We start from the raw sequence: 14,005 nt of genomic DNA, 5'->3' as shown, positions 1-14,005 counted from the left end.
CGAACGGGAGTGGGCCTAGTCGGAATACCCCAGGGGGGTACCCTGGTTGGGGGTATCAGAAGCCGGCGGAAGCCGGATCCGGATGCCGAGGAGGCCAGATGGACCCGCACACGCACCACGAGCACATGCATCACGCGCCCGCTCGGGAGGAGAACTCCGCAATGGGACGAGCCTTCGAGCACGAGACTCCTCCCATGGCCGAGAAGTCCTCCGGTCGCGGTGAGGGGCACGCGGGCCACGATGGTCACGCAGAGCACGGCGACCACGCAGCTCACGCAGGCCACGGCGACCACTCCGGGCACGGGGGACACGCGGGCCACGGCGACCACGTCGGCCAGTTCCGCCGGCTCTTCTGGATCAACCTGCTGATCGCTGTCCCCGTGGTCGCCTCGAGCGGCATGTTCGCGATGATCCTCGGCTACGTGGTCCCCGGCTGGGCTCGCTGGATCGCCCCGATCCTCGGCACGGTCATGTACGTCTGGGGCGGGCGGCCGTTCCTCACCGGCGCGGTCTCAGAGCTCCGGTCGCGCAAGCCCGGCATGATGCTGCTGATCGGCCTGGCGATCACCGTGGCGTTCCTCGCCTCGTGGGGCGCGAGCCTGGGCATCCTGCACCACGAGCTCGAGTTCTGGTGGGAGCTCGCCCTGCTGATCGTGATCATGCTGCTCGGGCACTGGCTGGAGATGCGCTCGCTCGCGCAGACCACCTCGGCCCTCGACTCGCTCGCAGCCCTGTTGCCCGACGAGGCCGAGCGGGTGGACGGCGACGACATCACCGTCGTCAGCCCGGCCGACCTGCGGGTGGGCGACATCGTGCGGGTGCGCCCGGGCGGCAGCATCCCGGCCGACGGGGTGATCGTGGACGGTCGCGCCGACATGGACGAGTCCATGCTCACCGGCGAGTCCCGCACGGTCAGCCGCACCACCGGCGACCCCGTCACGGCAGGCACGGTCGCGACCGACTCCGGGCTGCGCGTCGAGGTGACCGCCACCGGCGACGACACCGCACTCGCCGGAATCCGCAAGCTCGTCGCCGACGCGCAGGCATCCAGCTCCCGCGCCCAGCGGCTGGCCGACCGGGCCGCCGCCTGGCTGTTCTGGTTCGCGCTGGGCGCCGCCGTGATCACTGCGCTGGTCTGGACGTTCGTCGGACTGCCGGACGAGGCCGTCATCCGCACCATCACGGTGCTCGTGATCGCCTGCCCCCACGCGCTGGGCCTGGCGATCCCGCTGGTCGTCTCGATCGCGACCGAGCGCGCAGCGCGCGCCGGAGTGCTCGTGAAGGACCGTCTCGCGCTGGAGACCATGCGCGACATCGATGCCGTGCTGTTCGACAAGACCGGCACGCTCACCAAGGGCGAGCCCACCGTCACGGGCGTCGCTCCGGTCGAGGGATGGTCGGACGACGACGTGCTGGCGCTCGCCGCCGCCGCGGAGGCCGACAGCGAGCATCCGCTGGCCAGGGCGATCGTGCGCGCGGCATCCGCCCTGACCGTCGCCGGCGCGACCGGCTTCACGTCCTCGCCCGCTGTCGGCGTCACCGCCACGGTCGACGGGCACGAGATCCGCGTCGGCGGACCCCGGCTGCTGGAGGAGGTCGGTGCCGAGGAGGTGCCGGATGCCGCCGGCTGGCGCACCGAGGGCGCGATCATCCTGCATGTCGTGCGCGACGGGCGGGTGATCGGCGGACTGAGGCTCGCGGACGAGATCCGCGCCGAGTCGCGCGAGGCGGTGGCCGCGCTCCGCAAGCGCGGCGTCGAGGTGGTCATGATCACCGGGGACGCCGAGGCCGTGGCGCGCTCGGTCGCCGGCGAGCTGGGCATCGAGCGGGTGTTCGCGGGGGTGCGGCCGGAGGACAAGTCCGCCAAGGTCGCCGAGCTGCAGCGTGAGGGGAAGAAGGTCGCGATGGTCGGTGACGGCGTCAACGACGCCCCGGCGCTCGCGCAGGCCGACGTCGGCATCGCGATCGGTGCAGGCACGGACGTGGCCATCGCCTCGGCCGGGGTCATCCTGGCATCCGACGACCCGCGCTCGGTGGTCTCGGTGATCGAGCTGTCGCAGGCGAGCTACCGCAAGATGAAGCAGAACCTGTGGTGGGCGGCCGGCTACAACCTGATGTCGGTGCCGCTCGCGGCCGGCGTGCTCGCTCCGATCGGGTTCGTGCTGCCGATGTCGGTCGGTGCCGTGCTGATGAGCCTGTCCACGATCGTCGTGGCGCTCAACGCCCAGGCGCTGCGCCGCCTCGACCTGCGCCCCGAACGGGTCGTCGCCCGCTGAATCGGCGGCTCGGCCGGGTCCAGGTATCGACTTCTGCCGGAACCCCGTTCCCGGGTATCAGCTTCTGCCGTTATTCGGGGCGGGGATCCGACCGATCCTGATACCTGGACAGTGATTCCGTCCATCCGGCGGCCCGTCGCGGAGCCGGCCGGCCTGCCGCGGGCTGTGGTCGTCAGCGGCGGCCCGGCCACTCCTCGGCGAGCAGCCCGTAGTTCATGCCGTCCATCCACTCGCCCGAGCGGTGCAGTGCGGTCTTCCGGCTGAACTCCTCGCGGCGCATGCCGAGGCGCTCCATCAGCCGCCACGACGGCTCGTTGGCTGCGAAGCATCCGGCGTGCACGCGGCGCAGCCCGAGCGTTCCGAAGCAGAGGTCGATCACCGCGCGGACTGCCTCGGAGGCGTACCCGCGCCCGGCATAGGCGGGCGCGAGCACCCAGCCGAGCTCCGCCTCGGTGCCCTCCGCCTGCTCGGCGACCTCGGCCTGCGCCCACGCGTCTCCCACCTTGACCATCAGGTCGCCGATGATCGCGGGTGCGCCGCCGGTGGCATCCGCGAGTTCGATCACGAACGTGATCGCGCGTCGCCCGGGGTCGGAGTACGTCTCGCCGAACGCATCTCGGGTGTCCGGCGCCCGACCGAGCCACCTGTTCACCTCGGGAAGCCGGCGGAACTCCCAGACCGCGTCGAGGTCCGCGTCCTCCAGCGGCCGGATCCGCAGCCGCTCCGTCAGGATCGGCCAGTCGACACTGCTGAGTGAAGCCATTCCGTCAGCGTAGCGCCGGGCCCACTGCCGACCCGACCGCTCCGGGTCGCAGGTCGTCGCGCTATTCGAGCACACGAGACCTTCGGGTCGCATCTCGTCACGCTCTGCGGCGCCCAGAACGGGACGAAGTGCGACGTGAACCGGGGTGGGATGCCGAGAACGGGACGAACTGCGACCTGGCCGGTGGCCGGATGCCGATGGCCGGATGGCGGTGGGCGGATGCTGGACCCGGATGCGGCGGCTCCGCCTCAGGGCAGCTGCCCGGCGGCGCGCGCCAGCCGCACGGCCTCGACCCGGTTCGCCGCGCCGAGCTTGCGGGATGCCGTGCGCAGGTAGCTCTTCACGGTCTCGGCGCCGAGGTTCAGGCGCGTGCCGATCTCGCTGTTGCCGCAGCCCATCGCGACCAGGGCCAGCACGTCCACCTCGCGCGCCGAAAGCCGCGACCCCGAGGACGAGCGCGGATGGGTCATGCGCTCAAGGATCGCGTCCAGTCGCGCCCGGATGCCGGCATCCTCGACGTCCTGCGCCAGCTCGCGCAGCTCGGCGAACGCGACGCGCACGTCCTCCCACTCGCGATCGGGGGCCGAGTGCTCGCCCGAGCGCATCCTCTCCGCGGCATCCGCCACCTCCGCGCGCTGCGCCAGCGCCTCCTCCACGGCCAGGTCGTAGCCGAACCCGTCCGCCACGCGCTTCATCGCCGCGGACGCCTCGGGCGTGAGCGTCGCGGCATCCCGCGTCGCCCCGTAGATCACCCCGCGCACATCGCCCTTCACGATCACCGGGAAGGCGCTGACGGTGCGCATCCGCTCGGCCGCCACGGCGGCGTCGTAGGCGTGCGTGATGTGGCCGTCGCTGAGGTAGTCGCGCACCGTCGCCGCACGAGCGGATGCCATCACCAGCCCGCCCAGGCCGTGACCGGTGCGGATCACCAGGCCGTTCAGCCGATCGGTGCGACCGCCGAGCGTGTGCGAGATGGCGAAGTGGTTGGCGCGCGGGCGCGCGATGCCGCCGAACACGATGTCCAGCCCGCTGCGATCGCGCAGCGCGTGGAATGAGGATCCGAACGACGGCATCCTGCACCTCCTGCCGGGCGGTGCCACGGTGCCGCCGCCCGCCATAGAACCTACACCGCCGCCGGAGCTCAGCGCCCGGCGAGCAGCTGCACCGCCATCTCGCGCATCTCGACCTTGCGAACCTTGCCGGTGATCGTGATGGGGAACGCGTCGACCAGGTGCACGTACTTCGGGATCTTGAAGTGCGCCAGCTTCCCGGTCGCGAACGTCCGCACGTCCTCGGCCGTCAGCGCGGAAGCGCCGGGTCGAAGCACGATCCAGGCCATCAGCTCCTCGCCGTACTGCTCGTCGGGCACGCCGATCACCTGCACGTCCTGCACGTCGGGGTGCGAGTACAGGAACTCCTCGATCTCGCGCGGGTAGATGTTCTCACCGCCGCGGATCACCATGTCCTTGATGCGGCCGACGACCTGCAGGCGACCGTCGGCGTCCATGGTCGCCATGTCGCCGGTGTGCATCCAGCGTCCTGCGTCGATGGCCTCGGCGGTCTTCGCCGGCTCGTTCCAGTAGCCGAGCATCACCGAGTAGCCGCGTGTGCACAGCTCCCCCGGAACGCCCAGAGGCACCACCTGGCCGTCCTCGTCGATGATCTTCACCTCGACGTGCGGCATCACCTGCCCGACGGTCTGCGTGCGGGCGGCGACGTCGTCGTCCATCTTCGTCATGGTCGACACCGGTGAGGTCTCGGTCATCCCGTAGCAGATGGCCACCTCGCTCATGCCCATCTCGTTCATGGTGCGCTCCATGATCTCCACCGGACACGGCGAGCCGGCCATGATCCCGGTGCGCAGCGAGGACAGGTCGAAGTCCCTGAAGCGCGGATGCGACAGCTCGGCGATGAACATGGTCGGCACGCCGTACAGCGACGTGATGCGCTCGTCCTGCACGACCTGCAGCGTGATCTCGGGATCGAAGCCCGGCGCCGGCAGCACCGCGGCGGCGCCGTGCGAGTGCGCCCCGAGGATGCCCATCACCATGCCGAAGCAGTGGTACAGCGGCACCGGCAGCGCCACGCGGTCCTGCTCGGTGTACGCGATGCCCTCGCCCACGAAGAAACCGTTGTTGAGGATGTTGTGGTGCGTCAGCGTCGCGCCCTTCGGGAACCCGGTGGTGCCCGACGTGTACTGGATGTTGATCGGGTCGTCGAAGGCCAGGGCATCCGTGTCCTGGAACTCCGGCGCCGCCTCGATCAGCCGATCCCAGCGGTCGGTGCCGATGAACAGCGTCTTCTCATAGCCGATCTCGGCGAGCATCTCGGCGTACTTCGAGGTGCGGTACTCGACCGCGCTGACGATCAGCGCCATCTCGGACTGCTCGATCACGTACTTCACCTCGTGGGTGCGATACGCGGGGTTGACGTTCACCAGGATGGCGCCGATCAGCGCGGTTGCGTACTGCGTCAGCACCCATTCGGCGCAGTTCGGCGCCCAGATGCCGACCCGGTCGCCCTTGCGGATGCCGAGCCCGCGCAGCGCGGAGGCCAGGCGCTCGCTGTCGTGCAGCAGCTGCGTGAAGGTCCACCGGCGACCGGACGCCGAGTCGACCAGGGCCTCGCGCTCGCCGAAGCGGGCCGTCGTTTCGCGCAGCATCCCGCCGATCGTCTGGCCGAGAAGCGGGGTCGTGCTGGTTCCGGATGCATAGGAAGCGCCGTTGCTCATCGCATCAGGATGCTCCCCGGTCGGCGACCCGGCCACCCCCTTACGGGGGTGATCAGCGCACCAGCCGGTAGCCCATCCCCTGCTCGGTGAGCAGGTGCACCGGATGCGCGGGATCCGCCTCGAGCTTCTTGCGCAGCTGCGACATGTACAGCCGCAGGTAGCCGGTGTCGGCGACCTGATCCGAGCCCCACAGCTCGCGCAGCAGCTCCTGCCGGGTGACGAGCGCCTCTGGATGCCGGGCGAGGTGCTCCAGCATCCGCCATTCCGTCGGCGTCAGGTGCACGCGCGTGCCGGCGCGGGTGACCGACTTGACGGACAGGTCGACGACCACGTCGCCGAATGCGACGGTCGCCTCGCCGGACTCGGCCGCGGCGCGGCGGGACAGCGCGCGCAGCCGGGCGAGCAGCTCGTCGATCTGGAACGGCTTGGTCACGTAGTCGTCTGCGCCGGCATCCAGCGCCTCCACCTTGTCGGCTGATCCGGTGCGACCCGAGACGACGATGATCGGGATGGCGGTCCATCCGCGCAGCGCCTGGATCACCTGCACCCCGTCGAGGTGCGGCATACCCAGGTCCAGCAGCACGATGTCGGGGTGGGTCTGCGCGGCCGCGGCGATGGCGCCGGGCCCGTCGACGGCGGCGACCACCTCGTACCCGTGCGCGGCGAGCGTGATCCGCAGCGCGCGCACCATCTGCGGGTCGTCGTCGGCGACCAGCAGCTTCACGAGACGACCTCGGTGTCGGATGCCGCGACAGGCAGGGCGATGACCATCGTCAGCCCTCCTCCCGGCGTGTCCTCGGGGGTCAGCGTACCGCCCATGCCCTCGGTGAATCCGCGGGAGAGCGCCAGGCCCAGGCCGAGCCCGATCGTGTTGTCGGAGTCGCCCAGCCGCTGGAACGGGGCGAACATGCTCTCCTGCCGGTCGGCGGCGACACCGGGGCCGCGATCGACGATGCGGATCTCGGCGACGGCACCCAGCCGACTGGTGGTCACCAGCATCCGCGTCCCCTCGGGGGAGTGCCGGCGCGCGTTCGCGATCACGTTCACCAGCACGCGCTGCAGCAGCACCGGGTCGGCGAGCAGAGGCGGCAGGTCGGGGTCGAGGTTCAGATCGATCTCCGACGGCCCCGAGCCCAGTTCGTCGATCGCGGAGAGCACGGCATCGGCGGCATCGACGGGGCTGAGCGAGACGGCCAGCACGCCCGCCTCGACGCGACTGACATCGAGCAGGTCGGTGACCAGACGTGTCAGCACCGACAGGCTCTCGTCCGCGGTGGCGAGCAGCTCGCCGCGGTCGGCCTCGCTGAGCCGCCCGGCGCCGCGCAGCCCGCCGATCGCGGCCATCGCGGCGGCCAGCGGGCGACGCAGATCGTGGCTGATCGCCGAGAGCAGCGCCGCTCGCACCTGATCGGTGGCGGCCAGGACCTCGGCGTGGCGGGCTGCCGCCGTCAGCTCGGTGTGCTCGATCGCCGCGGCCAGCTGGGCCACGATCGCGTCCAGCAGCCGGCGGGCCGGCGCATCGAGCTCGTCGCCGTGGAGCTCCAGCGTCGCCCGCGGTCCGCCCTGCTGCTCTCCGACCGGCACGAGCAATGGCTCCCGGTCCGGCAGCGGCTCGCCGTCCGTGGCGAGCACGGACCCGTCCGGTGCGATCAGCCGCACCCCGCTCAGCCCGAACGCCTCGCGGGCCCGGCTCACCAGCGCCAGCGGAGCGCTCTCCCCGCGCACCACGCTGCCGGCGACGGTGGCCAGCAGCTCCGCCTCTGCCGACGCCCGCCGCGCCGCACGGGCCCGCCGCGCGGCCTGATCGACGACGATGCTGACCAGCACGGCGATGATCACGTACAGCACGAGCGCCAGCGCGTGCAGGGGCTCGGCGATGGTGATCGTGAACAGCGGCACCACGAACAGGTAGTCCAGGGTCAGACCGGAGAGCACAGCCGCGAACAGTGCGGGTCTCAGCCCGCCGATCAGAGCGACGATCACCACCAGCAGCTGGTAGGCCAGCACGTCGGAGGTGATCGACTCCTCCGTCCGCAGCGAGAACAGCAGCCACGACAGCAGCGGCCCGCCGACGAGGGCGACCACCCAGCCGAGCACCTGGCGGCGCCACCCCAGCGCGCCGCCCGAGACGCGCGGCAGCGTGAGCCGGCCCCCGGCCGCGGAGTGGCTGACGATGTGCACGTCGATGTCGCCGGAGCTGCGGATGATGCCGGCGCCGATCCCCGGCCCGGTGAGCGCCGCGGAGAGCCGGCTGCGCCTGCTCACCCCGATCACCAGCTGCGTCGCGTCGACGGACTGCGCGAACTCGACCAGGGTGGCCGGGATGTCATCGCCGACCACCTGATGGAAGCTCCCGCCCAGGGAGGCGACGAGCTGCTGCTGCGCGCTGAGCGCGCCGGGAGTCACCGTGCGCAGGCCGTCCTGCGCGGACACGTGCACGGCCATCAGCTCGCCGCCCGCCGAGCGCGCCGCGATCCGGGCACCGCGCCGGATCAGCGTCTCGCCCTCCGGCCCGCCGGTGAGAGCCACGACCACGCGCTCCCTGGTCTGCCAGGCCGAGTCGATGCCGTGCGCCTCGCGGTAGCTGCGCAGCGCGCTGTCGACCTCGTCGGCCAGCCACAGCAGCGCCAGCTCGCGCAGCGCCGTGAGGTTGCCCAACCGGAAGTAGTTCGAGAGCGCGGCATCCACCCGTTCCGCCGGATACACCTGGCCGGCCGAGAGCCGGTCGCGCAGGGACTGCGGGGCCAGATCCACGACCTCGATGTCGTCGGCGGCGCGCACCACGGCATCCGGCACGGTCTCCTGCTGCGCCACCCCGGTGATCTTCTCGACCACGTCGTTCAGCGACTCGATGTGCTGAACGTTCACGGTCGTCAGCACGTCGATGCCCGCATCCAGCAGCTCCTCCACGTCCTGCCAGCGCTTGGCGTTGCGGGAGCCGGGGGCGTTGGTGTGCGCGAGCTCGTCGATCAGCGCCACCTCGGGCGCGCGCGCCAGCACGGCGTCGACGTCGAGGTCGGTCAGCTCGACGTCGCGATGGCGGATGCTGCGCCGGGGCACGGTCTCCAGGCCCGCCACCTGCCCGGCGGTCGCGGAGCGGCCATGGGTCTCGACGACCCCGATGACGACGTCGCGGCCGGCTGCGGCGAGCTGGTGCGCCTCGGCGAGCATCTCGTAGGTCTTGCCGACACCGGGCGCTGCGCCCAGCAGCACCCGCAGCCGCCCGCGTGCCATCAGCCCTCCTCGCCGCTCGAGAGCCGGTCGAGGGCGAGGTTCAGCTCCAGCACGTTCACGCGCGGCTCGCCCAGGAATCCGAGGTCCCGTCCTTGGATCCTAGACTCCACCAGCGCGCGCACGGCGGCGTCGGACAGTCCGCGCGCGTCGGCGACGCGACGAACCTGCAGCAGCGCGTACTCCGGGCTGATCTGCGGGTCCAGGCCCGAGGCTGATGCCGTGAGAGCATCCGGCGGGATCAGAGACGGGTCGACGCCCTCGAACGCCGCGATCGCGGCCCGGCGCTGCCGGATCTGCGCCAGCAGGTCGGAGTTGGAGGGGCCGAGGTTGCTGCCGCCGGACGCCATCGCGTCATAGCCGTCCTGGCCGGATGCCGAGGGCCGGGACTGGAAGTACTGCGGCAGCGGGGTGCCGTCCTCGGCGGTGAAGGCCTGCCCGATCAGAGAGCTGCCCACGGCCTTCCCGTCCGCGGTCAGCATCGAGCCGTTCGCCTGGGCGGGGAACGCGAGCTGCCCGATCCCGGTCACGGCGAGGGGATACAGGATGCCGAGCAGGACGGTGAAGACGAGCACGGCGCGCACGGCGACGAGCGCGGTGCGACCGGTGGTGCGGAGATTCGACATGGGGGTCCTTTCCGAGCCCGGTCAGAAGCCGGGGATGAGGCTCACGACGAGGTCGATGAGCTTGATGCCGATGAACGGGGCGATCACGCCGCCCAGGCCGTAGATCAGCAGGTTGCGCTGCAGCATCCGCGCCGCGCCGGCCGGACGATAGGTCACGCCGCGCAGCGCGAGCGGGATGAGGAACACGATCACGATCGCGTTGAAGACGATGGCGCTGAGCACGGCGGATGCCGGGGAGTGCAGTTGCATGACGTTCAGCACGCCCAGACCCGGGAACGCCGTCATGAACATGGCCGGGATGATCGCGAAGTACTTGGCGATGTCGTTCGCGAGCGAGAACGTGGTGAGCGCACCGCGGGTGATGAGCAGCTGCTTGCCGATGCGCACGATGTCGATCAGCTTGGTCGGGTCGGAGTCGAGGTCGACCATGTTGCCGGCCTCCTTCGCCGCCGAGGTGCCGGTGTTCATCGCCACGCCCACGTCGGCCTGCGCCAGCGCGGGGGCGTCGTTGGTGCCGTCGCCGGTCATCGCGACCATCCGGCCGCCCTCCTGCTCGCGGCGGATCAGGGCGAGCTTGTCCTCGGGGGTCGCCTCCGCGAGGAAGTCGTCGACTCCGGCCTCCTTCGCGATCGCCGCCGCGGTGAGGGGGTTGTCGCCGGTGATCATCACGGTGCGGATGCCCATCGCGCGCAGTTCGTCGAACCGCTCGCGCAGGCCGTCCTTGACGATGTCCTTCAGGTGGACGACGCCGAGGATCCTGGCCGCGGGGGCCGCCGGGCCCGTTGAGGGGCCGGACGCCGCGACCACGAGAGGCGTGCCGCCGGACGCCGCGATCTCATCGGCGTACCGAGCGGCCTCGGCGAAGGCATCCGCGGCATCCGCTCCCTGCGAATCCAGCCAGGCGCGGATGGCGGAGCCGGCGCCCTTGCGGATGACCGTGCCGTCGGGGAGGTCGATCCCGCTCATCCGGGTCTGCGCCGTGAACGGCACCGACACCGCACCCTCCGGCGAGGTGACCCTGATGCCGCGGGCGGCCGCCAGTTCCACGATGGACGCGCCCTCGGGCGTCGGGTCGGCGAGCGACGACAGCGCGGCCGCGCGCAGCAGCTCGGCGGCGTCCGTGCCCGCGACGGGGCGCACGTCATCCGCGCGGCGGTTGCCGTAGGTGATCGTGCCGGTCTTGTCGAGCAGCAGGGTGGACACGTCTCCGGCGGCCTCGACCGCGCGCCCCGACATCGCCAGCACGTTGCGCTGCACCAGCCGGTCCATGCCGGCGATGCCGATGGCGCTGAGCAGGGCGCCGATCGTGGTCGGGATCAGGCACACGAGCAGCGCGATCAGCACGGGGATGCCGACCGGCGAGGCGACGTAGCCGGCGAGCGGGTTCAGCGCCAGCACCACCACGAGGAACACGATCGACAGGCTCGCGAGCAGGATGTTCAGCGCGATCTCGTTGGGCGTGCGCTGCCGGTTCGCGCCCTCGACGAGCGCGATCATCCGGTCGACGAACGTCTCGCCCGGCTTCGAGGTGATGCGCACCACGATCCGGTCGGAGAGCACCCGGGTGCCGCCGGTGACGGCGCTGCGGTCGCCACCGGACTCGCGGATGACGGGCGCGCTCTCGCCCGTGATCGCCGACTCGTCGACGGTTGCGATGCCGGCAACGATGTCGCCGTCTCCGGGGATCGGCTCGCCGGCCGCGACGATCACGACGTCGCCGAGGCGCAGTTCGGACGAGGCGACGTCCTCGGTGGATGCGTGCTCGGCCAGCGGGTCGGCGGGGTCGTACGCCGTCACGCGCCGGGCCGTGGTGGTGGTCCGGGTGCGACGCAGGCTCGCGGCCTGCGCCTTGCCCCGTCCCTCGGCCACGGACTCGGCGAGGTTGGCGAACAGCACGGTCAGCCACAACCAGACGGCGATCGCCCAGGTGAACCCCGCCGGGATGCCGGGCGTCGGCGCCTGCAGGAAGGGCTCCGCGATCGCCAGTGCGGTGGTGAAGGCGGCGCCCGCCCAGACCAGCAGGATCACGGGGTTGCGCAGAAGCCGCGCGGGGTTGAGCCGGCTCAGCGCGCCGGGGACGGCGGCTACCAGCTGGCGCCAGCCGAACGCGCGCGGGGGCGCGGCGGGCGCATCGTGATGATGCGATTCGGCGGAGTGGTGGACGGGGGTGTCGGTGAGGGTCATGTCAGACCAGTCCTTCGGCGAGCGGCCCGAGCGTGAGCACGGGGAAGTAGGTGAGGGCGGTGATGACGATCGCCACCGCCAGGAGGAGCCCGATGAACAGCGGGCGGTGCGTGGGCAGGGTGCCCGTGGTGGCCGGCACGCTCTGCTGCTGCGCGAGGGCACCGGCGAGGGCGAGCACGAGCACGATCGGCAGGAAGCGTCCCAGCAGCATCACGACGCCCAGCGACGTGTTCAGCCACGGCGTGTTCGCGCCCAGACCCGCGAAAGCCGAGCCGTTGTTGTTCGCGGCCGAGGTGAAGGCGTACAGCACCTCGCTCAGCCCGTGCGCGCCCGGATTCAGGATGCTGGTCCTCACCACGTCCTCGCGGATGCCGGGGATCGCGAAGCTCAGCGCCGCGCCGCCCAGCACGAGCATCGGGACGACCAGGATGTACAGGCTCGCCAGGGTCATCTCCCGCTGCCCGATCCGCTTGCCCAGGTACTCGGGGGTGCGCCCCACCAGCAGACCGCCGACGAACACGGCGATCACGGCCAGCACGAGCATCCCGTAGAGTCCCGAACCGACGCCGCCGGGGGCGACCTCGCCGAGCATCATGTTCAGCAGCGGCATCATGCCGCCGAGCGGTGTGTACGAGTCGTGCATCGAGTCCACGGCGCCCGTCGACGTGAGCGTCGACGCGCTGCCGAACAGCGCGGAGCCGAGGATGCCGAAGCGCTGCTCCTTGCCCTCCATCGCCGCGCCTGCCAGCTGCGGGGCCGCGCCTCCGCCTGCGGACTCGAGCACCGACAGCAGCGTCGTCGAGGCGAGGAACAGCACGCCCATCGCCGACGCGATCGCGTAGCCCTGGCGGTCGTCGCCGATGATCCGCCCGAAGGTGCGCGGCAGCGCGAACGGGATGGCGAGGATCAGCAGGATCTCGAACAGGTTGGTCCACGGCGTCGGGTTCTCGAACGGGTGGGCGGAGTTCGCGTTGAAGAATCCGCCGCCGTTGGTGCCGAGCAGCTTGATGACCTCCTGCGAGGCGGTCGGTCCGCCCGGGATGTGCTGGGTGCCGCCGGCCAGCGTGTGCACCTCGGTGACTCCGGTCAGGTTCTGGACCACGCCGCCGGCGATCAGCGCGACCGCGCCGAGCACGGCGATCGGCAGCAGCAGCCGGACGGCGCCGCGGGTGGTATCCACCCAGAAGTTGCCGATCGTGCCCGACCCGCGGCGCGCGAAGCCGCGCACCAGGGCGATCGCGACGGCGATGCCCACCGCCGCGGAGAGGAAGTTCTGCACGGCCAGACCCGCCGCCTGCACGATGAAGCCCACGGTCTGCTCCGGGGAGTACGACTGCCAGTTCGTGTTGGCCACGAACGAGGCCGCCGTGTTGAACGCCAGGCCCGGTGGCACGGGAGGCAGTCCGAGCGAGTACGGCAGCAGCGACTGCATCCGCTGCAGCAGGTACACCGCCAGCATCCCGCCGGCCGAGAACAGCAGCAGCCCGCGGGCGTAGGCGCGCCAGGTCTGCTCCGACTCGGGGTCGACGCCGAACAGCCGGTACAGCCCGCGTTCGACGCGCAGGTGCCGGGGGCTGGTGTAGACGAGCGCCATGGCATCGCCCAGCGGGCGGTACAGCAGCACCAGGATGAGCACCAGCGTGGCACCCTGCAGGATGCCGGCCCAGAGGTCGTTCATCAGAACCTCCCCGGGCGCACGAGGGCGACGAGCAGGTAGCCGATGGCCACGACGGCGAGGACCGCCGCGGCGATGCCGAAGGCGGTCAAAGCGACTCCACCCCCTTGGCGCTCAGGCCGATGAGGACGAAGACCAGCGCGGTGAGCGCGAGGTAGATGAGATCGAGCACGTTCCGATCCCACTCCGATCAGCGGGGGTCGGACGCGATCCTCACGGAATCCCTACGGCGCCGCAGCGGATCCATGCGCCGTGCTCACGGTCGGGTCGGCTCAGCCCTTGTCCGGGGGACCGGCGGGCCGGTGCACGCGGCGTTCGCCGTTCTGCTGGTCGCCGCCGTACAGGGCGAACGGCCGGCCGGCGCGCTCCTGGCCCGGAAGCGGCCGCGAACGGCGCCCGTAGATGAGCTCGGAGGAGTCGAGCAGCCACGGGACGAGCGTGATCGAGACGCCGTGCACGAGCATCAGCTGGTTGGCCATCCGGCGGGAGCGCCGGTTGTGCAGCACTTTCTCCCACCAG

Annotated in this window: 10 protein-coding genes and 1 pseudogene; 1 reads left to right on the top strand and 10 read right to left on the bottom strand. The window is 71.4% G+C overall.

What is annotated here, in order from left to right:
- Positions 1 to 194 precede the first annotated feature (194 nt).
- On the top strand, positions 195 to 2,276 hold the full coding sequence (locus tag BGN97_RS06570; RefSeq protein WP_292699110.1) for a copper-translocating P-type ATPase: 2,082 nt from the start codon (positions 195 to 197) through the stop codon (positions 2,274 to 2,276).
- Between the two features lie 172 nt (positions 2,277 to 2,448).
- Here the strand turns inward: BGN97_RS06570 and BGN97_RS06565 are convergent, their stop codons facing one another.
- The 10 genes and pseudogenes from BGN97_RS06565 to BGN97_RS06520 form a co-directional block, all read right to left on the bottom strand.
- Positions 2,449 to 3,039, bottom strand: coding sequence for a GNAT family protein (locus BGN97_RS06565; RefSeq protein ID WP_292699108.1), 591 nt, complete (start codon positions 3,037 to 3,039; stop codon positions 2,449 to 2,451).
- 248 nt (positions 3,040 to 3,287) lie between these two features.
- The gene (locus BGN97_RS06560) at positions 3,288 to 4,112 is read right to left on the bottom strand and encodes a helix-turn-helix transcriptional regulator (RefSeq protein ID WP_292699106.1); all 825 of its coding nucleotides are present in this window, start codon (positions 4,110 to 4,112) and stop codon (positions 3,288 to 3,290) included.
- 68 nt (positions 4,113 to 4,180) lie between these two features.
- Positions 4,181 to 5,770 (bottom strand): AMP-binding protein, encoded by a 1,590-nt coding sequence (locus tag BGN97_RS06555; RefSeq protein WP_292699104.1) that lies wholly within the window; start codon positions 5,768 to 5,770, stop codon positions 4,181 to 4,183.
- A 52-nt stretch (positions 5,771 to 5,822) separates the two neighbouring features.
- Positions 5,823 to 6,494, bottom strand: a complete 672-nt coding sequence (locus BGN97_RS06550) for a response regulator transcription factor (RefSeq protein ID WP_292699102.1) — start codon at positions 6,492 to 6,494, stop codon at positions 5,823 to 5,825.
- Positions 6,491 to 9,004: a DUF4118 domain-containing protein gene (locus BGN97_RS06545; protein ID WP_292699100.1), complete on the bottom strand. Its 2,514-nt coding sequence runs from the start codon at positions 9,002 to 9,004 to the stop codon at positions 6,491 to 6,493. Before BGN97_RS06545 ends, BGN97_RS06550 begins: the two co-directional genes overlap by 4 nt.
- Entirely contained in the window at positions 9,004 to 9,627 is a 624-nt protein-coding gene (kdpC, locus tag BGN97_RS06540; RefSeq protein WP_292699098.1) for a potassium-transporting ATPase subunit KdpC, read from the bottom strand. The genes BGN97_RS06545 and kdpC overlap by 1 nt, the downstream gene beginning before the upstream one ends.
- Before the next feature lie 21 nt (positions 9,628 to 9,648).
- Complete coding sequence (gene kdpB / locus BGN97_RS06535; RefSeq protein ID WP_292699096.1) at positions 9,649 to 11,811, bottom strand: potassium-transporting ATPase subunit KdpB; 2,163 nt, start codon at positions 11,809 to 11,811, stop codon at positions 9,649 to 9,651.
- A 1-nt stretch (position 11,812) separates the two neighbouring features.
- The gene (kdpA, locus tag BGN97_RS06530; RefSeq protein WP_292699094.1) at positions 11,813 to 13,489 is read right to left on the bottom strand and encodes a potassium-transporting ATPase subunit KdpA; all 1,677 of its coding nucleotides are present in this window, start codon (positions 13,487 to 13,489) and stop codon (positions 11,813 to 11,815) included.
- Positions 13,489 to 13,578, bottom strand: a complete 90-nt coding sequence (locus tag BGN97_RS06525; RefSeq protein WP_292699092.1) for a potassium-transporting ATPase subunit F — start codon at positions 13,576 to 13,578, stop codon at positions 13,489 to 13,491. Before BGN97_RS06525 ends, kdpA begins: the two co-directional genes overlap by 1 nt.
- A gap of 180 nt (positions 13,579 to 13,758) precedes the next feature.
- Positions 13,759 to 14,005, bottom strand: a pseudogene (locus BGN97_RS06520) (DNA-binding protein); the annotation flags it as partial.

Origin of the sequence: Microbacterium sp. 69-10 (assembly GCF_001897945.1) — a bacterium.
Taxonomy (GTDB): Bacteria; Actinomycetota; Actinomycetes; order Actinomycetales; family Microbacteriaceae; genus Microbacterium.
The sequence above is the reverse complement of the archived record's forward strand: the minus strand, read 5'-3'. Positions and strand labels throughout refer to the sequence as shown.

Excerpts from the sequence above, each read along its gene's own strand:
- BGN97_RS06545 (WP_292699100.1), bottom strand. The coding sequence starts at position 9,004 with ATGGCACGCGGGCGGCTGCGGGTGCTGCTGGGCGCAGCGCCCGGTGTC.
- kdpA (WP_292699094.1), bottom strand. The coding sequence starts at position 13,489 with ATGAACGACCTCTGGGCCGGCATCCTGCAGGGTGCCACGCTGGTGCTC.
- BGN97_RS06565 (WP_292699108.1), bottom strand. The coding sequence starts at position 3,039 with ATGGCTTCACTCAGCAGTGTCGACTGGCCGATCCTGACGGAGCGGCTG.
- BGN97_RS06555 (WP_292699104.1), bottom strand. The coding sequence starts at position 5,770 with ATGAGCAACGGCGCTTCCTATGCATCCGGAACCAGCACGACCCCGCTT.
- kdpC (WP_292699098.1), bottom strand. The coding sequence starts at position 9,627 with ATGTCGAATCTCCGCACCACCGGTCGCACCGCGCTCGTCGCCGTGCGC.
- BGN97_RS06560 (WP_292699106.1), bottom strand. The coding sequence starts at position 4,112 with ATGCCGTCGTTCGGATCCTCATTCCACGCGCTGCGCGATCGCAGCGGG.
- BGN97_RS06570 (WP_292699110.1), top strand. The coding sequence starts at position 195 with ATGGCCGAGAAGTCCTCCGGTCGCGGTGAGGGGCACGCGGGCCACGAT.
- kdpB (WP_292699096.1), bottom strand. The coding sequence starts at position 11,811 with ATGACCCTCACCGACACCCCCGTCCACCACTCCGCCGAATCGCATCAT.